The organism is Bifidobacterium sp. ESL1118, assembly GCF_058505595.1.
Genome location: NZ_CP196371.1, coordinates 2002386 through 2023478, shown reverse-complemented (window position 1 = coordinate 2023478; position 21093 = coordinate 2002386). Strand labels below are relative to the sequence as shown.

14 protein-coding genes and 1 rRNA gene are annotated in these 21093 nt (G+C 51.9%); 8 read left to right on the top strand and 7 right to left on the bottom strand.

Going from position 1 to position 21093, the window contains the following annotated elements; all coding sequences use genetic code 11:
* The first annotated feature begins 234 nt into the window (after nucleotides 1-234).
* Entirely contained in the window at nucleotides 235-1182 is a 948-nt protein-coding gene (locus tag ACSYSS_RS08165; protein WP_491703512.1) for a ParA family protein, read from the top strand.
* A gap of 361 nt (nucleotides 1183-1543) precedes the next feature.
* Entirely contained in the window at nucleotides 1544-2812 is a 1269-nt protein-coding gene (locus ACSYSS_RS08160) for a ParB/RepB/Spo0J family partition protein (RefSeq protein WP_491704283.1), read from the top strand.
* A gap of 638 nt (nucleotides 2813-3450) precedes the next feature.
* Here ACSYSS_RS08160 and trxB read toward each other — a convergent pair.
* From trxB to ACSYSS_RS08145, 3 genes are all read right to left on the bottom strand, one after another.
* Nucleotides 3451-4572, bottom strand: coding sequence for a thioredoxin-disulfide reductase (trxB, locus tag ACSYSS_RS08155; protein WP_491703511.1), 1122 nt, complete (start codon nucleotides 4570-4572; stop codon nucleotides 3451-3453).
* A 106-nt stretch (nucleotides 4573-4678) separates the two neighbouring features.
* A complete protein-coding gene (locus ACSYSS_RS08150; RefSeq protein WP_491703510.1) occupies nucleotides 4679-6001 on the bottom strand; it encodes a class E sortase in 1323 nt (440 codons plus the stop codon).
* Nucleotides 6002-6197: 196 nt separating this feature from the next.
* The gene (locus tag ACSYSS_RS08145; protein WP_491703509.1) at nucleotides 6198-6968 is read right to left on the bottom strand and encodes a DUF881 domain-containing protein; all 771 of its coding nucleotides are present in this window, start codon (nucleotides 6966-6968) and stop codon (nucleotides 6198-6200) included.
* A gap of 91 nt (nucleotides 6969-7059) precedes the next feature.
* Here ACSYSS_RS08145 and crgA point away from each other — a divergent pair, with 91 nt between their 5' ends.
* Nucleotides 7060-7578 carry a cell division protein CrgA gene (gene crgA, locus ACSYSS_RS08140; protein ID WP_491703508.1) on the top strand — a complete coding sequence of 173 codons (519 nt, stop codon included), beginning with the start codon at nucleotides 7060-7062 and terminating at the stop codon, nucleotides 7576-7578.
* Nucleotides 7579-8101: 523 nt separating this feature from the next.
* On the opposite strand, the gene dcd is transcribed toward crgA, so the two are convergent.
* Nucleotides 8102-8683, bottom strand: a complete 582-nt coding sequence (gene dcd, locus ACSYSS_RS08135) for a dCTP deaminase (protein WP_491703507.1) — start codon at nucleotides 8681-8683, stop codon at nucleotides 8102-8104.
* Nucleotides 8684-8938: 255 nt separating this feature from the next.
* On the opposite strand from dcd, the gene ACSYSS_RS08130 reads away from it, so the two are divergent.
* Together ACSYSS_RS08130 and ACSYSS_RS08125 are read left to right on the top strand one after the other, a co-directional pair.
* Nucleotides 8939-9721 (top strand): acetoin reductase, encoded by a 783-nt coding sequence (locus ACSYSS_RS08130; RefSeq protein ID WP_491703506.1) that lies wholly within the window; start codon nucleotides 8939-8941, stop codon nucleotides 9719-9721.
* Between the two features lie 207 nt (nucleotides 9722-9928).
* Nucleotides 9929-10732, top strand: a complete 804-nt coding sequence (locus ACSYSS_RS08125; RefSeq protein WP_491703505.1) for an alpha/beta hydrolase — start codon at nucleotides 9929-9931, stop codon at nucleotides 10730-10732.
* A gap of 9 nt (nucleotides 10733-10741) precedes the next feature.
* On the opposite strand, the gene ACSYSS_RS08120 is transcribed toward ACSYSS_RS08125, so the two are convergent.
* Nucleotides 10742-12817 (bottom strand): cation:proton antiporter, encoded by a 2076-nt coding sequence (locus ACSYSS_RS08120; RefSeq protein ID WP_491703504.1) that lies wholly within the window; start codon nucleotides 12815-12817, stop codon nucleotides 10742-10744.
* A gap of 326 nt (nucleotides 12818-13143) precedes the next feature.
* On the opposite strand from ACSYSS_RS08120, the gene ACSYSS_RS08115 reads away from it, so the two are divergent.
* Nucleotides 13144-13602: a nucleoside deaminase gene (locus ACSYSS_RS08115; protein WP_491704282.1), complete on the top strand. Its 459-nt coding sequence runs from the start codon at nucleotides 13144-13146 to the stop codon at nucleotides 13600-13602.
* A 22-nt stretch (nucleotides 13603-13624) separates the two neighbouring features.
* Here ACSYSS_RS08115 and ACSYSS_RS08110 read toward each other — a convergent pair whose 3' ends face one another.
* Entirely contained in the window at nucleotides 13625-14392 is a 768-nt protein-coding gene (locus tag ACSYSS_RS08110; protein ID WP_491703503.1) for a sulfite exporter TauE/SafE family protein, read from the bottom strand.
* Between the two features lie 508 nt (nucleotides 14393-14900).
* On the opposite strand from ACSYSS_RS08110, the gene otsB reads away from it, so the two are divergent.
* Nucleotides 14901-17654 carry a trehalose-phosphatase gene (gene otsB, locus ACSYSS_RS08105; RefSeq protein ID WP_491703502.1) on the top strand — a complete coding sequence of 918 codons (2754 nt, stop codon included), beginning with the start codon at nucleotides 14901-14903 and terminating at the stop codon, nucleotides 17652-17654.
* Nucleotides 17655-17941: 287 nt separating this feature from the next.
* On the opposite strand, the gene ACSYSS_RS08100 is transcribed toward otsB, so the two are convergent.
* Nucleotides 17942-18697 (bottom strand): Sir2 family NAD-dependent protein deacetylase, encoded by a 756-nt coding sequence (locus ACSYSS_RS08100; RefSeq protein WP_491703501.1) that lies wholly within the window; start codon nucleotides 18695-18697, stop codon nucleotides 17942-17944.
* Between the two features lie 727 nt (nucleotides 18698-19424).
* Between ACSYSS_RS08100 and ACSYSS_RS08095 the strand changes: the two genes are divergently transcribed.
* Nucleotides 19425-20947 (top strand): 16S ribosomal RNA (locus ACSYSS_RS08095).
* The last annotated feature ends 146 nt before the right edge of the window (nucleotides 20948-21093 follow it).

Sequence of the window (21093 nt, the reverse complement as noted above, 5' to 3'; positions counted from 1 at the left end):
TACACATTCTGTGTAGGCTGGTTGTGAAATGCGATAAACCTTGGTATATTGCCGATATCAGATGTAGTTATATTTTGTCTTGACGAATGAGTTAACACTTGTCCACATTCTTCGTTATCCGATGTGGATAAGTTAATTGTTGTCAGGTGTCCATACAGATGATGAAACTTGGAAGTAATAACGATAACCAAAGCAAGAAACATGCGACCGAGGTCGTGAGAGGAAGTACGTATTATGGAATCAGCCTCGGAAACTATCAAGCGAATTTTCGGGAATACCAGTGGATCACTTGGGCAAGAGATGGTGGAGACATCTTCGAGATATGAGGCTATCAATAAGCTCAAATATCCACATTCTCGTAAGACTCGGTGTATCGCTGTTGCCAACCAAAAAGGCGGCGTTGGTAAAACAACGACAGCAGTAAATATTGCTGCAGCTCTTGCAATGGCTAGACTGAATGTTTTGGTCATTGATTTGGACCCACAGGGTAATGCCTCCACGGCGTTGGGGGCTGCTCACAATTCGGGAAATTCGTCCTCGTATGACGTTATTGAGGGGCGAATGACCATTGATGAGGTGAAGCAGCAATGCACAGCATTTCCAAGGTTGGATGTCGTACCTGCGTCGATTGATTTAAGTGGAGCAGAACTTGAGATGGCAGATTTGCCAGATCGAAATAACTTGCTGAAAAAAGCAGTGGATGCATTTCTTACAAACAGCAGCAAACATTACGATTTTGTGATAGTGGATTGTCCGCCAAGCCTTGGGCTGTTGGTCATCAATGCTATGTGCGCCGTTACTGAAGTTCTTATACCCATACAGGCTGAATATTATGCGTTGGAGGGATTAGGGCAACTCATTCATACTATTGGATTGGTTCAGAATCATTATAATCCTGTTCTCACCATCTCTACGATGCTGATTACAATGTATGACAAACGTACACTGTTAAGTAAGCAAGTATTTGACGAAGTCGAGAAACATTACCCAAACATTCTTCTCCATACCACCATTCCACGTTCTGTTAGAATTTCAGAGGCACCGAGTTTTGGTAAGAGTGTGTTGGAATATGATCCACATGGTTTAGGGGCTATTTCATATCGTGAAGCAGCATACGAGATAGCGCGAAGTTCAGAACGAGTATTGACAGAAATAGCCAAAAAGCAGCAGGAGAATAAGTAATATGACATCAAAATCGAGGTTAGGTAAGGGTCTTGGAGCGTTGTTTCCTGCTATCCCAGGTGAGCCAAATGTTGATAATGTTTCACGTGAAACATTTGGCGAGGAATCGAATTCAACAGTAAAGAGATCTGCTGATGGACATGGTGAAATGAAGAGAAGCGGCAAAGTGAACACTGCTCGACCGTCAGCTAACAAGCGGCAAAGCAAAAAAAATACTACAAAAAGGGGTTCTGCGGCAAACGCACTACATGCTACAACTGTGCCACAGCCTGACGATCAGCTCGGTTCAAATACGATTGTTTCACGTGAAACAAAGACAAAGTCAGATCATAAGCGTCGAGCGATTCCTTCAGTTAAGGCAATGGTTCATCCTAGTGATTTGTTTTTTGGATCCAGTGATGCTGATACGTTGAGTTCCTTACATGATCACAAGAATAATCGTGATGACGCAAATTCTGCATCATTACGTAGCTCAACAACAAAATCGACTGTTGAAACAGAGAAATGGCAAAGTAATGAATCTACACAGCCAGAAACCAATAGCGGCGTACAGAGTGTGAGAATTGACGAAGATAAACGAAACTTCTCCCAACGTACGGTATTGGATAGTGAGGGTTCAACAAAACATGACGGAACAGTCAATGACGGCAACGGATTTGACGCTCCGGCTGAAACAACCCATACTACGGCGCAAGTAAGCACACCATCGGAAACGTCAGATGGTTTGCAAGATGAGAATAGTCTAAAACCTGTGCAAGGAGGTTATTTAGTAGAGCTGTCACTTGACCAAATTGGTCCGAACGAATATCAACCCAGAACAATTTTTGATGAAGAAGATCTGCAAGAACTTGCGGCATCGCTGAAGGAAGTCGGTGTTCTCCAACCCGTAGTGGTGCGCAAACGGAGGGTGAATCGTCAACCATCTAGCACAGCTGAACATCCGCATAAAGAAAATTCTAACAGTGAGTATGAGCTGATCATGGGCGAACGTCGTTGGCGGGCGGCTCAACTAGCTGGGTTAAACAGCATTCCTGCGATTGTTCGTACCACGAGTGATAACAATATGCTGAGAGATGCGTTGTTGGAAAATCTACACCGCGTGGCTTTGAACCCTCTGGAAGAGGCAGCAGCGTACCAACAGATGATGGATGATTTTGGTTTGACGCAGGAAAAATTATCACGTTCCATCTCGAAGTCTCGATCACAAATCGCCAATACGCTACGCCTGCTCAATCTTCCTCCATCTGTGCAGAAGGAAGTTGGGGCTGGTGTGTTGTCTGCCGGGCATGCACGAGCGTTGTTGGGCCTAAAATCCTCTGAAGATATGGATAAATTGGCGAAACGCATTTTGCAAGAGGGTCTTTCCGTTCGCAGTACAGAAGAGATTGTTGCAATGAAAACCAGTGGTAAGCGGCCGATCAAGAGAACGCAGACCCGACACAATAACCCATGGAGCGAGTCTCCAATAGCTCGACAATTGGAAGATCGCTTCGACACTAAAGTATCCATAAAAGGTAACAAAAAACGTGGCCGTATCGAAATCGTGTTTTCTTCTCCTGAAGACATGGAGCGGATTCTTGGTTTGCTGGCACCGAGTGAAACCGACAAGACTCAAAGTCAATGGGTGTGAATCGTCAGTGGTTGGATTGTGCGACGAAGAGTATAGGGTAAAAAATATTGAATAAAATCATCGTATACTTCGATCGTATATGTCAGCAGATTCAATGAAGTATGGTAGAACGATTTCATATAGTAGTTGTATACCTGCTATACCATAGTCTCGGGTGAGCTAGAAGAAATACTGCTATATCAAGAGTTTAGTGTTGTAATCATGGGATTGGCTGTGGTATAGACCAAGAACATCCACAGATGAAGCAGCGTTCGATGAATCGGCAATAACAAACTAACTGGTAATATATATATAAAATACAGTATATATATTCTTAAGAACAATCGATGGTGAAGCTTGCAGAACGAGGCACTGTAACCGTTGTATTACAACATCGCCATGCACAACAGCAGGCCTAGCTTGTTGTTGTGGGTTAGCTGATAATTGTGGTTCTCGTTAATCAGCGTCGTGTATCAGAATTGCTATAGTGCTATTTAATTTATATGTGAATGTATCGCCGATGCGTCGGATATCTCAATGAGGCTGAGGTGCCGAAGTGGTTTGATTTAGACTACTTGCAGGCAGATGTGCATCCGGTAGTAGTGGAAAGAACCGTTATGGTGCTACCGGATGCCGATGACACAGATGGTGACAAATAATTACAAACTTTGACTATTCAAATACTCTTGAGCGTCGAGTGCTGCGCGGCACCCCATGCCAGCGGCTGAAACAGCCTGGCGGTACACGCTGTCCACCACATCTCCGGCTGCGAAGACGCCAGGTACTGAGGTGCGTGTTGAGGCTCCGTCGACAGTCACATAACCTTTGCCATCAAGCTGTAAGGCGCCATGGAGAAAGTTTGTGGTGGGAGTGTACCCAATGGCCACAAAAACGCCATTTGCGGGCAATGTCGTTGTAGCTCCTGTCTTGACGTTGCACACTGTGACTGATTGCGCGCCATTCTCGTCGCCGTTTACCGCCTCAACCACCGAATCAAGTAAGAACGAGAGCTTGTCGTTTTCCTTGGCTCTATCTACGAGTATCTTTTCTGCACGAAATTCGCTTCTTCTGTGAATTAACGTCACTGAAGAACCGAAGCGGGTGAGAAAATCCGCATCGGTAAAAGCACTGTCTCCGCCCCCGATGACGACAATGGGCTTATCGCGGAAGAAGAATCCATCGCATGTGGCACAATAGGAAACGCCTTTGCCCGAATATTCCTTTTCTCCAGGAACACCCAATTTACGTACCGTTGAACCCGTCGTGACCACAATGGCCCTTGCCTTGTATGATTCACCCTGGTCGCAATTGACGATTTTCGTGGTCGGATTGCTGAAATCAACCGAAACAACATCATCCCAGACGATTTGCGCACCAAATTTTTCCGCCTGCTTCTGCATGGCATCCATCAGATCGGGGCCTTGCACGCCGTCGGGGAACCCGGGGTAGTTCTCCACCGTTGTGGTGTTAACCAACTGCCCGCCTGGTGTCAGAGCTCCCGCAATGACTATAGGTTTGTACCCGGCACGACCCAAATAGATCGCGGCAGTGTAACCTGCGGGGCCGGACCCTATGATGATGACATCCTTTATGCCCTCATCTGCAGTGCCATCAGGTTGGGGTTTGCCGCTATCGATGTTTTGTGGTGCCTTGAGCGATATTGCATGGTCGGCATCGTTCGGAAGATTATTGACAGTGGCATTGACTTCGGATGTTGCGCTTTTGCCTATGCCGCTGTTCGGGCTTCCAATCAAGTTGTTCGATTTCTTCAATTCAATCATAAAGCCACCATAACATCAGATGAGGTTTGCCCACCATAGCTCATGCTTTCGGCACAAACTCTGGTTACCGCGGCGCTTGGGGAAGGTCGGCTGCCTCGGTCGGTTGTCAATTGGTCACTGCTACATAATTCGACATTTGGTGCAGCAATGGGATATTGGCAGCTGCCCAAGGAAACACCCACTCGAACAATGCCATTGCCGCTGCAATGAGCAGTAGCATCACCAAAATGAATCTGACGGGTAACATTCCGGGCTGTAGTCTGGAAAGCCCTCCATAGATGCTGATGTCTGGTTTTTGCTCGCGTCCCTCACGAATGGCTCTTCTCTTTGGCCACTTCCAAACGATGGCGGCTGCGAGGAAGATGACGATGTAGGCAGCCAGAACACCAATAATCAGGGGGAGCAGCGAGCGGATCTTTGTAACCGCCGGTTGTTTGCCATTATTCATGAAGCGGATCACTCCGTTTTGGTCGGTCCGTGCCAGTTCTTGAGGTATGCCGTCGGAAACCTTGGCCCAATATTTCAGCGTCCCATAGGAGATCCAACGATGCGTCGGTGTCGAGTACTTCGGTTCACACGTTGTCAGCGTAATCATTCGCTGTGTGGCGGGTGCTGATGGGTCTTTCGGATTCGGTGCAATGACACGAATCTGATCTGGTGTCACAATCTCGTAGGAAGTGTAGCTATATACATACCAATAATCCTTGGTTCGGATGACGATGGGGTCTCCGACCTGCAGCTTATCGACATCCCCCAAGGGCTGTCCATATCCATTCCTGTGGCCTGCGGCTGCAAAATTGCCGACTTGCCCTGGCAACTGGGACTGTGTGTAATGGCCCAACCCATGCTCGTTGAGCTGGGTCATATCAGTGCCTTGCACAATGGTGCGCTGCCATTGATCGCCAAACCGTGGAATATAGATCTGAGCTATGAGATCGTTTGTTTTAGGGTCCGTCGGCTGTACTGGGGGTTCTCCGCTTTGTGGCCCTGCCAATCGAGAATTGTTGTCCTTGCTTGGGTTAGTCCAAGAGGATGATTGCACGCTTTCGTATTGGTTGCGCTGGGACTGCACTCCGGTCCACCACATTTGCCAGACGATGTACAGCGCGCATACAGCCGCCGCCGTAAACAACAATTCCGCGACAATACCAAGAACAGACCAAATACCGCCGGTCGAGCGGCTGCTTGGTTTGGCTGATCCTGATGATCGGTGAGAGGGGGTTCCGTTGTCTGTTGAGTGTTGGGAACCGTTGCCCGACAGGACTTGAGTTGCTGAGCCATTAGAGGAAGCGGTGTTCGTGCCGAGGCCAACAGGTTCTTCAGAGGCGCTCCACTCGTCGGCCACCATAGCCAATGAATCTTCTAATGAGCCGGATTGCTGTCCGTCTTCATTCTCCCCAGCCTGCAATTCATTGGATTTCTCGGCCATCCTGTACCTCCCCTTTCTACAGTCCAGCATTTGTTGAGACCCAAATGTAAATAGAGGCTGTCTTCCCCTAGTTCATGCCGTATCTCGAGTGTAGCAAATTGCGGTTTAGCCAGTAATGTGTAATCATTATCCGCTAAACTACCGCAATCACCATTCACTATACCCTGCAACGGATACGTAACCAATTTGGATTCGTTTACTTCGCCGGTCGCTCTGCCTTCGCATACCGCAAGGTCTGCAACAATGGTGCCTCGGAGAATTTAAGATTGTCGTGGTTTTCGACCTTCCAACCCAAGCCGAATGCACTCACATACTGTTTGTACGCTGTAATGGCCGCGGAAGATCTCAGCGCATCCTGCATCTGATCGGCAGGTCCTATTGCAGAAATCGTGTATGGCGGCGAATACTGCTTGCCTTGCAGCATGAGTATATTGCCTTTGCAACTGATGGCCGAATTGTACAGCAGACGTTGGTTTTGAATTTCCATGGCCTCCGCCCCGCCGTTCCACAGTGCGTTGACCACAGACTCTATATCCTGCTGATGGATCACATAATCATTGATATTGGAGGCGCTGCCGGAGCTGTTGACCATGTGTTGCCATAGCGGCGAGTCATTCAGCGTCACGCTGATGCCCGGGCCTTGCACAGCGGGCAGCACGGTGGCTGATCCGGCGTCCTGACTTGGATTGTCGGCCGAGCTTTCTTTGCCTGAGCTTGCGATTTTGTCGAGTGTGTTGATTTGAGTGCCCAAATCTTTCACTTGTTTTTGGAGTTTGCCCACCCTGGCGACTCGTTGCTCCACCAGTTCCGCTGTGTCGGAGGAAACCGTCGTTGTTTTGTTGACTCTGATATTGGTCGTCAACAAAAAACCACTAAGTGCCACAACGAGAAACATCGCCGCACTGCTGAATATCGAGTGCTTCGCGCTATGTTTACCGCCTGTATGTTTGCCTGTGTGTTTTGTCATGTCCCAATATCTTTGCCGTAGTGGCCAGTTTCGAGTGTATGCACTATTATAGTTCAAGGTATATAGCACTTTGAAATGGAGACGTAAGCTTATGGCAGACCAAGAGCCGAAAGACAGCGAGGTAAATGCGGCCACAGATGCCGAAGTCGCAGGCGTTCCGACCACACAACATACCGAGGATGATTCTGCGGATACCTCGAATGACGGTGCTGCCGAACAGCATGATGCAAAGGGTGCTCAGGCAGAGGCGGATTCCGAGACCGATGATGATGATCTTGACCTACCTATGGATGAGATCAACGCATTGCTTGATGCCTCGAATTCCAATCGTAAAGGCATGAATGCGCAGATGCGTCGTGTTGCGCAGCGTGAGGCGGAGAGCCAGCGTCGTGTGGAAGAAACGGTGAAGAACACCAAGACGAGCCCACGCTGGTATGTGCCGCTGTTCTGTGCGCTCATGATCATTGGCCTGCTGTGGGCCGTGGTCTACTATCTCACCAGCAGCATGAACGGTAGCAGTTACCCGATTCCTGCGTTGAAGCAGTGGAATCTATTGGTGGCCTTTGTCATCATGCTTGTCGGATTCATCATGACCGTAGCCTGGCACTGAATGGTGGGTGTTGTTTGGGCCTGTTGTTGTCGGTAAGCCTATTGTTTTGATTATTGCCGTCCGCTTTGAGCGGGCGGCAATTTTGTTGAGTCGATGTTTTGCTCATTCCATTTGGGGGAGACCGTCGGCTGTGGTCGGGGCACAATAGTGGTTCGCAGCGTAGCTTGTTGTAGTTGGATTGTATTTCCTGATGAAAGCGGACCAGCTCAACAAGATTAGAGATTCTTACGCAATTGTGCATATCTGTTTTCCACATTGTTCACATGCGCAAAACTGTTAGAAAATGTGGATTTGTGCGCAACTTTGTGGATAACTTGCGCCATTGTTGACAAGTTTTCCACAACCGAACGGTGACTTACACCCAAGTTATCCACATTTTTTTCCACACCTGTGGAAAAATAACAGGCATGTAATTTGAACAGAATGAACAGCGGTGTAATACCCTTTTTGATGCTATGGTAAACCCTCAGGATTTGGCCTGAGGGTTTACCGGTATACGTTTGGTTGATAGTATTGTTGCCGCTCAGTCCTCAATCACTGCCCTATAGAAATGTTCATAAGAGCGGGATGGTGTGGGCCCGCGCTGACCTTGATAATGTGATCCTGTGCCAGCTGATCCGTAAGGATGCTCTGCTGGAGAACTCAGCTCAAAGAAGCACATTTGGCCGATTTTCATGCCAGGCCAAAGTTTGACCGGAAGCGTGCTCACGTTGGAAAGCTCCAGTGTAATGTGCCCTTCGAATCCCGGATCGATGAACCCGGCTGTTGAATGAGTCAGAATGCCCAAACGCCCCAATGAGCTTTTGCCTTCCAGCCGTGCAGCCATCGTGGCATCAAGTTTGATACGCTCCCACGTCGAGCCCAATGCGAATTCGCCGGGGTGCAGTATCCACGGCTCGTTCGGCCCAACCTCGAATTGCTCGGTGAGCGCACCTTGGTTTTCGGCGGGGTCCACATAGGTGTATGCGTGGTTGTTGAATAGCCGGAAGTAGCGGTCAAGACGCACATCGATGGATGCTGGCTGCACCATTTCGGGTGTCCACGGTTCCAATGAAAGGTGTCCCTCACTCTGTGCAGCCAGAATATCCCTGTCGGAAAGCAGCATGGCGTTCTCCTTAAAACGTAGTTCTGTATTCAGTTTAGCCATTGTGCGCGAACGGGAGGGATAGTGGGGATGGCGGGAGAGCAGAAACTGCAGTGAAAGCGCTTATGGTAATCAGTGGATGCTCTTTATGTTAGCGCTCACATTTTTTGATGATGAATCAGTATAATATTGTGCGGTATAGCAGTGATTTGCTATGCTGAGTATTTATATGAAACAGCCATTCGATCAATGACGATTCACAAGTAAAGGGGCATTATGCCAGAGTCAAAAGTTGCTATTGTTACCGGTGCTGCGCGGGGCATTGGACGTGCCATCGCAGAGAAGCTTGCCAGCGATGGTTTCGATGTCGCCGTCGCCGATCTTGCGAGCCAGGAGAGTGTTGCTCGGGAGACTATTGAAGCCATTGAGGCCAAGGGCCGCAAGGCCTTCTTCCGTGCGACGGACGTTTCGGACCGTAGCCAGGTTTTTGGTTTGGTTGACGAAACCGTTTCCAAACTGGGTACGCTTGACGTCATGGTCAACAATGCGGGCATCTGCCAGATCGTTCCGGTCACCGACATCACCGAAGACCAGCTGAAGTCAATGATGAACGTTGACTATTACAGTGTGGTCTATGGTATCCAGGCCGCTGCCGCCAAGTTCATGGAGCTGGGCAAGAAGGGGAGCATCATCTCCGCCTCCTCAATCGCCGGTGAGGAAGGCTTCCCGATTCTCGCATCCTACTCCGCCGCCAAGTTCGCCGTCCGTGGCTTTACGCAGGCCGCCGCCCAGGAGTTGGCTCCCAAAGGCATCACCATCAATTGCTATGCTCCCGGCATCGTCGATACGCCGATGTGGGGCACCATCGACGAAGAGATGGGTAAGCTCAACGGCAAGCCCAAGGGCCAGAACTTCAAGGATATGATTGGCTCCATCGCGCTCGGCCGTGCCGAGACTCCGGAGGACGTGGCCGGTGCAGTGTCGTTCCTGGCAAGCGAGAATGCCAAGTACGTCACTGGTCAGACCATCATCGTGGATGGTGGCATGCAGTACAGCTGATATGAAAGATTCTCAGGAAACTTTCAGAGAACCCCAGAGTTCCTTGAAGAAAAGGGGAGTTAGATAATGATTGTCAGCAAGAGCTGGCCAGGAGTTCGCTCCCGATAACTGAATCCTTCTTTTCTCTCTTTTCTCTTCCCCGGTGTCAATGGCACCGGGGTTTCTCTTTGATTGTGATGTTTGCAAAGAGCATCTAAGATAAGAACCATGAATGAAGATTCTGTTGAGGATAATGACAATGTCCAAGGTGACGATGATGTTGAGAGTTCAGATTCATTGGTAGGCCGTGAGTCCAAGGCCATTGCCGGTCATTTTGGGGACAATCTGGAAATTTCGCGTGTAGTCTATTCACGCGGTGGCGGTAAAGCCCAGCCAGGCCGACCTCTGTTCCTGTGCCTGCACGGCTGGGGCTCCAATGAGCAGGATCTTGCGGATATGATGCGCTATGTGGCCCCCGGCAATGATTATGCTTCGCTGCGGGCCCCGTTGGTGCTCTATAAAGAAGGTCCAGGCGAGTTTGGCAGTGGAGTGGGTGCCTATAGCTGGTTCCACGATGGCGTGCCTACCGGGGAGGATCTCGACCGTGATATCTATGCGGCAGCCAAGGCGGTGGACGTCTGGGTCGAGCGTCACATTGATTCGAAGCGCCCCATCGTTCCCATCGGATTCTCCCAAGGAGCGGCTCTCGCCATCCACCTGCTGCGCATCCACCCTGAACGGTATCGCGCTGTCATCGCCCTTTCCGGTTTTCTTGCTCCTGCAGATGTCCCTGGCGTGGCCCCCGCAGACAACCGCCTGCCAGGCATGACGATTCCGGTGTTTTATGGGTACGGCAGTCGTGATTCGGTGTTGCCAAAGTATGAATCCGCAGCGCTCGCCGCATGGCTTGGTGAGCATTCCTGGCCCACAGTCAAAGAATATCGCACCCTCGACCACGCCGTGAGTCTTGAGGAGTTTGAAGACATTCGACAGTGGCTTGTGCTTCACAATATCGCTTCGGGCCTGATGTAGATAATAGGTTTACAGCTCTGAGTCGGCATCCACCTGCATCACATATACATTACGCCGCAACCGTTTGGCCTGTGCCCTTGAAATTTCTTCGTTTTCCAGCATGTCATGAATGATTCCGAGCTCGATGGCGTAGCTCTCATGCTGCGCCTCCTCCACTTTGGATTTCATTGTGTTGCGCCTGCCCAATGTAAAGTTGCTACGCAGCGCCTGTTCGTTACGCTGATAATCGCGGAGCAATGTTGTGTAATATTCTGTCAGAGGATTGCTGCTGTGTATTTCCTTCGAGATGTTGTCCATTACATATTCCACGGCATCTATCTGGGTGTTGCGCATAACGGCATCGATCTCATTTTCAGGAAGTATGGGGGTGCTATGGCGAACTTTGCTGATAATTCGGCGTGACCACAGCCCCATACGGTGCCCCCAGGCTCGTGCACGTCCGCGGATTCTTGGAAAAATGCGGCTTCCTCGATGTTGTTGTGCATGTCGAAGCGCATTCATGATTTGATCCATCAGGCGCTCGCATGCCTCAATCTGCAGATCGCGCTGGTATTGGTTGAGTAGTTCATTGGCCTTGGTCTTGAGCAGGCGGTCTTTGATGTAGTCCTTCTCCCATGTAAAAGCCTGAATCTGTAATTTCTGAAACTTCTGTTCGTCGAATGTTCCGGTTCGTTGCCTCAATCGAGTTATACGGCGATTGTAGGAGTCGATGACCGGCAGTACGGCGCTTCTGTTGTCCGGGTCTGTTTGTTCGGCAAGTTGCTCCACTGTTCTGCGGAGTACGTCGATGGTCACGTCTGCCATCTGGCGTGATGTCTCAGTGGACTGTTTGTTTGGTGCAAGCAGTGGCAGCATGAAATTGGCCAGTACAAGAGTCACGATGATGACTCCGGAAGCAATGAAGATCAGCTCGGAACGCATCGGGAATTTCGCCCCTGTGCTTACCGCATATGGCACGGTGAACATCAGCGAGAGGGTGATGGTCCCTTTTGCCCCGCCGAATGTCATGATTGCAGCCGAACGCCATCGCCCCGCATCCACGCCTTTGCGTTTGCCGGTTTCAGGGTCGCGTGTACTCGCCACCATCGCAGCCACCCACACGAACCGGAGTATCAGAACCGCTGCAGAAACCAGCAGAATAAAACCTATGAGTGTTCCGTTGGGTACGGAAGTGTCGTTCCAGCTGGCACGAATCGCATCCGGAAGCTGCATGCCCAGCAAAATAAACACTGTGCCATTGAGGCTGAACGACACCACTGACCACACGCTGCTGGAGACGATGTTGGTGCGTGCTGTATTCGGGCTTATTCCAGTACGGTCGAAATGGACGAATAAGCCAAAGGCCACCACCGAGAGGATGCCGGAGACGTGTGCGATTTGATCGGCCGCAGCGTAAATGAGGAACGGCAGGAACAGCTCCATGAGAATGCGGCTGGTCGTCGTTTCCCACCCCGCAGCACGAATGCTCTCAAACAGTCTGTTAACCAGCCACGCCGCCATTATGCCTATTCCCGCGCCGCCGATGAACGAGAGTATGAAGTGCCAAGTCGCATCGACCAGTGAAAAATGCCCGGTGACCGCCGCAAGAATGGCGAACTGGAAGCCGACTACGCCCGAGGCGTCATTGAATAGTGATTCTCCCTGGAGTATCCCTTTTTGCTGTTTCGTGAGCGAAGCTTCATGGCTCAATGAGGAAACGGCAACTGCATCCGTAGGCCCGAGCGCCGCGCCTAAGGCAAACGCTGCAGCCAACGGTATGGCCGGCCATGCCAGGTGCAGTGTGTAGCCGATCACCACCATGGTCATCAGTGCCAATCCCACAGCAAGTCCAAGAGAAGGTTTGAGCGTGCGTACCAGTGTGGTTTTGTCGGTTTCGTGTGCTTCCAGGTACAGCAAAGGCGAGATGAAGAGCACCATAAACAGTGCCGGGTCGAGCTTGACCGATGGGAATGCGGGCATGAGCGTGAGTGCTACCCCGAGGGCTATCTGTACTAGTGGCGTGGAAATGCGCGGAATGAACCGGCTCACGAACGAGGAGACCACCACGGCCCCCAAAATTGAGAGTATGAGTTCAAAAATTTCCACGCGCGCACTGCTTTCCAGAGGGTTCTACATCATTGCTAGGTGGTATGCTCTCGAATAGCCAACAATTCGGCAATTGAAGCAGAATGTTGCATATTATGACTGAGTATGTACCCAATATCTATATATTAAGTATAGGGTGTAGTTGTTTTTTATTTCTGGGATTGCGCGGGTAGCTTGCAGATTGTTTGCAAAGGTGTGCATAGGCTGCGCAGTGCAGTGATTGTACTGTGAAGATTAGACTTGTTGGCATGGCTATTGCACACTTTGGCGACTCTGCGGATTTTGCGAACCCTGGGGCCAGCGGCCGCGGTGGGTTTGAATCAGCTATGGGTGAGGCACTACGATTGGCTGGTGCGGCAGCCTGCGCAGGCGAGGTGCCCGTGGGGGCTGTGGTGCTTGGGCCTGGCGGTGAGGTGCTTGGCCGTGGGCGTAACCGGCGCGAGGGTCAAGGCGACCCGTTGGCACACGCGGAAGTCGAGGCCATTCGTCAGGCGGCGCAATGTCGTAGGGGAGTATGCTCTGGTGCTTGGCATGGCTGGAATCTATCCGATTGCACGTTGGTGGTTACGTTGGAACCCTGTCCCATGTGTGCCGGCGCCGCACTTGAGGCGCACATCGGCCGCATCGTCTTCGGCGCGTGGGATTCCAAACTCGGTGCTTGTGGCTCTGTGTGGGACATCCCTCGCGATCCGCACGTCGGAGCACACGTGGAGGTGGTAGGTGGTGTGAAAGAGGCTGAGTGCTCGGTCGTTCTCCGGGATTTTTTCAGGTCCCAGCGTTCCTGAAGAGCAAACAATCCATTTGGGTTTATTTTCTTGGCAATTTCGGGCCAATTCCAGGGGTGATTTTCAGTGCCGTCCAGATGCATCGCAGTAATACGACGCATAGATAGGCCGCTAGCAGGTATGAACCCGTGCGTGCCGACACCATCGCTGCAATCGAAGATCCGAGCGGTGTGGCCAAAGCCGCTGTGATCCCAATAAGCAAACCTGTTCCTAGGCTCACGAGTCCACGCCGCCAGTTGGCGATGGTGCCAGTGATCGAGCTGGGAAACATGGCCAGCAGTGAGGTGCCTCGGGCTATAAGGTCGCTGGCGCCAAATGCCAGTGAGAGCGCAGGAACTGCCACTGCTCCTCCGCCTACACCCAGTAGCGCCGAAAGCATGCCGATAATCATTCCGAGTATCACCAGACTGACGCCTTTGATGACGCTCATATGTATGGTCGAATCGCGTGATGGAACCAGTATGATTTGTGAGATCATCACAAAGGCCAGAAACGCTACATATACCCAGCGAAGCAGCAGTTCCGACAGCCTGGAGAGCAGCCAGGAACCAACAATCGAGCCAACCACGGTTCCACAGACCATCAGCAGTGCCGCCAGCCAGTCCACATTGCCATTGACAGCGTACGAGGCCACTCCTGAGATGGAAAGCGGAATGATCGCCGCAAGTGAGGTGGCGGCTGCACGACGTTGAGTGTAGCCTATCCAAACCAGCGCAGGTACGATGATGGACCCTCCGCCTATGCCGAACAACCCGGAGAGAAAGCCGGCAAGGAGACCCACTGCAATCATCACAACGATATTATGTATGTGCCGGTGCCTCTCTGTAATTGTCTTGGAGTCGTTTGCTCCTGACCCATTGCTCGACTCTGCCTCTGTGTTTGCGCTCACGTCACCCATACCTTTCAGTATCGTTCAAACGGATTGAACCAGGCCGTCGCTGTCCATCATCTGTCATGTCTGAATCTGTTTATCCATGGCTATTTTCGTATTGAAGTTCCAACGTGGTGCATTGCTCTGGATTGAATAATTGTCAAGCTTACAGAGACTGAACCTTAGCTCGATTCATGGCTAGGGTGTGCATCCGGATGCTTCGCACGGTTACGCCATCGCTAAGATTTTCCTCAATCCGTCATATTTTCCATTGTTTGGGCATAGACTTGGATTTAGTGATACTTTGTGGATGACGTTCAGTATGGGCCCTGGTTGGTGTGGAGTGTTCGTTGAGCGTTGTAGTCTGTGGAAAGCTGTGGTGCTGATGTCGCGTTTGATTATTGTATCTAATAGACTTCCTGTATCTTTGCAATTAAAAGAGGATGGATCGTTTTCTCTGACGCAGAATGTCGGTGGTTTGGCCACTGCCATAGGTCCATATCACAAGACTCATAGTGATTGTCTGTGGGTTGGTTGGAGTGGCATAGATACGAAGGGTCTGAGCAAGAAACGCATTGCCTCGATAACCAAAGAGTTTGAGTCTCGACGTTGCATCCCGCTTTTCCTTACCGACGATGAGATTGAAGGCTACTACGGCGGGTTCTCCAATGACACCCTCTGGCCATTGTTCCATGATTTCTCACATGAGGCGAAGTTTGATCCCAACACGTGGCAGGTTTATCAAGCAGTCAATGAGCGGTTCTTTGAGGCCATTGCCCAGTTCGTACGCCCAGGTGACACTGTGTGGGTTCAGGACTATCACCTTATGATGCTTCCTTCTCTGCTGCGCAAGCGATTTCCAAGTCTGAACATTGGCTGGTTCCTCCATGTCCCATTCCCAAGCCCGGAGATTTTCCATTCACTTCCGCAGGGTGCGGAGCTACTCCGTGGTCTGTTAGGAGCTGATCTGCTTGGTTTCCATACCGTTGATTTTTGCGCGAATTTCGTGGCGGCGGTCAAATTGTTGCTCGACCTTGATGTCGACGGTGACGGGCGGGTAGCGCTCGCGGACGGCCGTCGTGTCACAATTGACGCTTTCCCGATCGGCATCGACTACAATCTATACAAGCGCACCTCGCATTCCCAGTTGTCGCAAGGTATGCGGCATGGCATCGAGGCGGCAAGCGGTAAACGTACTCGTCGTCTCAACAGTTCCCTGTCTGCTGAGTCCTTGGCCGCGGTTGAGGCCGAGCAAAAGGAGGGTTCGTGGTGGAGCCACCGTTCCAATGAAGAGCTTTCGGAACTTTCTCTGGTGCGGCCTGTGGCTTCGGGTAAGCTTAAGCCGCATAAGATCGTGGTTTCCGTCGATCGGCTTGACTACACCAAAGGCCTTCCGGAGCGAATCAAGGCTTTTGGCCGAATGCTTGAAAAATACCCTGAGTGGGTGGGGCACGTTACGTATTATCTGTTGGCCACTCCATCGCGTGAGGGGGTGGCTTCCTATAGAAGGCTCAAACGGCAGGTGGACCAGCTCGTCGGCGAGGTCAATGGTAAATACTCGTTGCTATCGTGGACTCCAATCCATTACATCACCCGCTCCTTGCCCATCAAGCCAGTTTGTGGTATCTATTCCGCAGGCGACGTGGCTTTGGTCACTCCTTTGCGCGATGGTATGAATTTGGTTGCAAAGGAATATCTGGCTTGCCATGATGGGCGTGATGGTGCCCTGGTGCTCTCTGACATGTGTGGCGCGGCCAGGGAACTCACCGATGCGTTCATCGTCAATCCGTACGACATTGAGGCCGTTTGTGATGCGCTTCATCATGCTCTTGAGATTGATTCGGCCGAGGCCACACGCCGTAATAAGCGTATGCAGGCACGTCTGGAATATGCCACTGCCGGCTTATGGTGCAGTCAGTTCATTTCCGCTTTGCATCAGGCGAGCACCGAGGGGCTTTCCGATCACCGCCTGCGTACTGCCCAACGAGATGAATTGGTCAAGCAATGGGGTTGCGCCGGCAGGAAGTTGTTGCTCTGCGACTACGATGGCACGCTTACGCCTTTGGTCCGTACGCCTGACCGCGCCCGGCCGACCAAGAATTTGCGGAATCTTCTCACCCGCTTGGGTTCCATGCCCGGGGTTGATCTGGTGCTTGTTTCGGGGCGCAACCGCCAGACCATGCAGGATTGGTTCGGCGATTTGCCGGTTCGCCTTATCGCTGAGCATGGTGCCTGGTCCAGCACGAACCCCAATGCAGAATATTCCGACAGCGATGATTCCGATACGCAGCCTCGCAAGCTGCTGGCTCAGTCGGATGGGCGTCAGTGGCAGCAGGCGGCCAATCTTCCTGATCCCAGTGTCTGGCATCCGGTTATCGAACGCATTATGAACGAGTCTGTTGCCCGTGTGCCGAAGTCCTTTATCGAGCGTAAGTCCAACACCTTGGCCTGGCACTACCGGATGAGCAATCAACATCTCGCGTACCAGGAATGTGACCGTCTGCTGCATCAGTTACATCAGGTCTGTTCGAAGTACGACCTGATGACCATGGAAAATTCAAAGGTCATCGAGGTCTGCCCGGTTTCCATCAGCAAAGGCCTTGCTGTTTCATCGCTGGTGTCCAGCGGAACATACGATGTGGTGGTGGCGCTTGGTGACGATATCACAGATGAAACCATGTTCTCTGTCGTTCCTGAGCATTTGTCGCAACCGTCGGTTGTCAATGCTGCCACGAACTCCGGCAATACAGTTGATGGGACTTCATCGAGTGCCGGAATTACAGGAAGAGACGCTGGCAATACTGCTTTGGATGAGGTGTCGCCAGGTGCCAGTGTTTTTGCAGGCACCGCCGCCAACGCTGCGGTGAGTACCGAAGTTACGGTGAATGGCAGCGCATCCGCTACTGAAGGACCCCGGAAGGCTGCTGCAGTTGCCGACTCGTCAAAGAATGCCCAGGATGTCCAGAGTGCATTGGTGAAGTCCGGTGATTTCTCCGATACCTCGGCTACTGACGCTTCTGGTGCCGGTGCTTCCAGTACCAGAAGCACCGGCACCAGAGCTGGTTGGACCATCAAGGTCGGTGTCGGTCCCACCAAGGCCCGCCATCGTATCGCCGACTCCTCCGACACGGTTCGTCTGCTCGGTTATCTCGCCGCAGAGTCCAAGGCTCGTCTGCAATAGGCTTCGGTGTGTTACGAAGCATAAACGTAGGCCGCACAGGAAGGCCGACAAAAAGTGCCATTTTTTGACACAATGTGTCGGCCTTCGGCTTAGCCACGGTAACTAATGCCGTTTCAGGGCAGAAAGTGTAGTTCCGTCTGTTGAGCGCTATAAAAAGTACCACAAATCGTCATTATTTGTCGGCTTTGAGTTTTTCTGCGGTAAATAATGCTGGTTTGTGGCATCTTTTGTAGCCGTTACACTATATAAAGGAGAATTACTGTTGCTGTGGCATCGGAATGCTATGCTCACGCGTTCTCGGCGATGGTGCGGTCGACGAGTTCGGGCAATGCTTTGGCAATGTCTTCGTGGATCAGCGTCGTTGCAATGTTGTCGTACTGCGTGTGCCCCATGTTCATGATGGTTATCGGAGTGCCGGCCTGTGCGGCGATCGGCGCCAACGACGCTGCAGGAAATACTTCAAGTGTCGAACCGATCACCCAGAATTCGTCGGCCTTGGCTACTTCCGTGCTGGCCCTTTCCATCGCCCCTTCCGGCAGCATTTCCCCAAAATAGACCACATCGGTCTTGATCAGTCCGTTGCAGGGCATGTCTCCTTTATAGTGCAGCTTCCTATGGCAATGCGGGTCAGGCTCGTTGTCGAGATTATCCATGATGTCGGCCGTCTTATATGCTGCGTGGCATTTCATGCAATGTGATGTGCCAATCGTGCCATGCAAATTCACCACTAGGTCAGGTGAGTTTCCGGCTTTCTCGTGTAGTGCGTCGAAGTTCTGCGTGGCCAGCACCGAAAGCATGCCGGCCTTTTCTAGCTTAACCAACGACCTGTGCGCCGCTCCAGGCTGGGCGTTCCACACTGGGGAGGCCTTCTGCCACGCCCACGAGTACTTTCGCGCCTCAGTATCGTCCAGAAATGCGTCGATGTCGTAGACGCTCATTTGATCCGGATGCTTAGTCCACACGCCTTGCGGACCTCTAAAGTCGGGGATTCCGGCAGAAGTAGAGATACCAGCACCTGTTAGAACTGCTATTTTCTTGGTCATGCATTCATTATATCTACGTGCTGACTGACGTGAGGAACCCCTTATTTCAGCGGGAAGCAATATTCCCATTGTGTGGTGAGCGTAGCCGCAGTCGGGCTGCTTTCATAGTTATGTTCTTTCAATGACGTGTGCTGCCGATGTGTTCGTTGTTGTATGTGTGGGTAGCCGAAAGTCGGTTTGAAGAATGAAATGGTAGTTGTGAGCTCAGCAGGTGAGTATTAGAGCCATAAGTATGTAGCTATAAATCAGTCAAGGCGTCGTTCTGGGCAAAAAGGAAATACGACACGCTGCATCAGATTTTTTTTGACTTGCATTTAAGGGAATCGGACCTAGAATATCTATGATATAAGCGAAGAGGGGAGTATTTCGACACACCGAGGAAACGTTGAAATTGCAAGGTTTCTCCGGCTCATTGCTATGCCCGATTTGCAATTGTGTGGCAAAGTGCGTATATTTATCTCTTGCTGCTCAACACGGCTTCCACTTCTTCTGGAAATGAGAAACTTGTTGGTGTGGTGGTGGTTTGAGAACTCAAGAGTGTGTCTGTACTACTTTTTCAAGTATTTTGAATGCCAGTCCGATGTCCGCCTTGGCCTGTTGGCCGGGGTCGTCCGAGGGGGCGCCAAGGGGTGTCGGGGTTTTTTAGTGTGGACCGTTTGATCCTTATTCAAACGGTCCCGTCAATGATTATTGTGAGAGTCTGTTGAGGATTCTTTCTGCAATGTTTTTTGTGGAGGGTTCGATTCTGGCTCAGGATGAACGCTGGCGGCGTGCTTAACACATGCAAGTCGAACGGGATCCATGGTGCTTGCACTATGGTGAGAGTGGCGAACGGGAGAGTAATGCGTGACCGACCTGCCCCGTGCTCCGGAATAGCTCCTGGAAACGGGTGGTAATGCCGGATGCTCCGCGCCCCTGCATGGGGGTGTGGGAAAGCTCTGGCGGCATGGGATGGGGTCGCGTCCTATCAGCTTGTTGGCGGGGCAACGGCCCACCAAGGCTTCGACGGGTAGCCGGCCTGAGAGGGTGACCGGCCTCATTGGGACTGAGATACGGCCCAGACTCCTACGGGAGGCAGCAGTGGGGAATATTGCACAATGGGCGCAAGCCTGATGCAGCGACGTCGCGTGCGGGATGGAGGCCTTCGGGTTGTAAACCGCTTTTGTTGGGGAGCAAGCGAGAGTGAGTGTACCCTTCGAATAAGGACCGGCTAACTACGTGCCAGCAGCCGCGGTAATACGTAGGGTCCAAGCGTTATCCGGATTTATTGGGCGTAAAGGGCTCGTAGGCGGCTTGTCGCGTCCGGTGTGAAAGTCCATCGCTCAACGGTGGATTCGCGCCGGGTACGGGCAGGCTGGAGTGCAGTAGGGGAGACTGGAATTCCCGGTGTAACGGTGGAATGTGTAGATATCGGGAAGAACACCAATGGCGAAGGCAGGTCTCTGGGCTGTCACTGACGCTGAGGAGCGAAAGCGTGGGGAGCGAACAGGATTAGATACCCTGGTAGTCCACGCCGTAAACGGTGGATGCTGGATGTGGGGCCCGTTCCACGGGTTCCGCGTCGGAGCTAACGCGTTAAGCATCCCGCCTGGGGAGTACGGCCGCAAGGCTAAAACTCAAAGAAATTGACGGGGGCCCGCACAAGCGGCGGAGCATGCGGATTAATTCGATGCAACGCGAAGAACCTTACCTGGGCTTGACATGTGCCGGACAGCCCCAGAGATGGGGCCTCCCTTCGGGGCCGGTTCACAGGTGGTGCATGGTCGTCGTCAGCTCGTGTCGTGAGATGTTGGGTCAAGTCCCGCAACGAGCGCAACCCTCGCCCTGTGTTGCCAGCGCGTCATGGCGGGAACTCGCAGGGGACCGCCGGGGTTAACCCGGAGGAAGGTGGGGATGACGTCAGATCATCATGCCCCTTACGTCCAGGGCTTCACGCATGCTACAATGGCCGGTACAACGGGATGCGACGCGGCGACGCGGAGCGGATCCCTGAAAACCGGTCTCAGTTCGGATCGGAGCCTGCAACCCGGCTCCGTGAAGGCGGAGTCGCTAGTAATCGCGGATCAGCAACGCCGCGGTGAATGCGTTCCCGGGCCTTGTACACACCGCCCGTCAAGTCATGAAAGTGGGCAGCACCCGAAGCCGGTGTCCGAACCCTTGTGGGCGGAGCCGTCTAAGGTGAGGCTCGCGATTGGGACTAAGTCGTAACAAGGTAGCCGTACCGGAAGGTGCGGCTGGATCACCTCCTTTCTACGGAGAGTTCAGGCCACTGTCTGGTGGCCGGTGTCGGACCCCATGGGATGCTCCCGTGGCGGTCCTGCTGGTGTGGAAACGTTCGGATGCTTTGTGGTGCGGACATGCTTTTGGGTCCCCGGACCGTCACCCCAGGCGTTGGC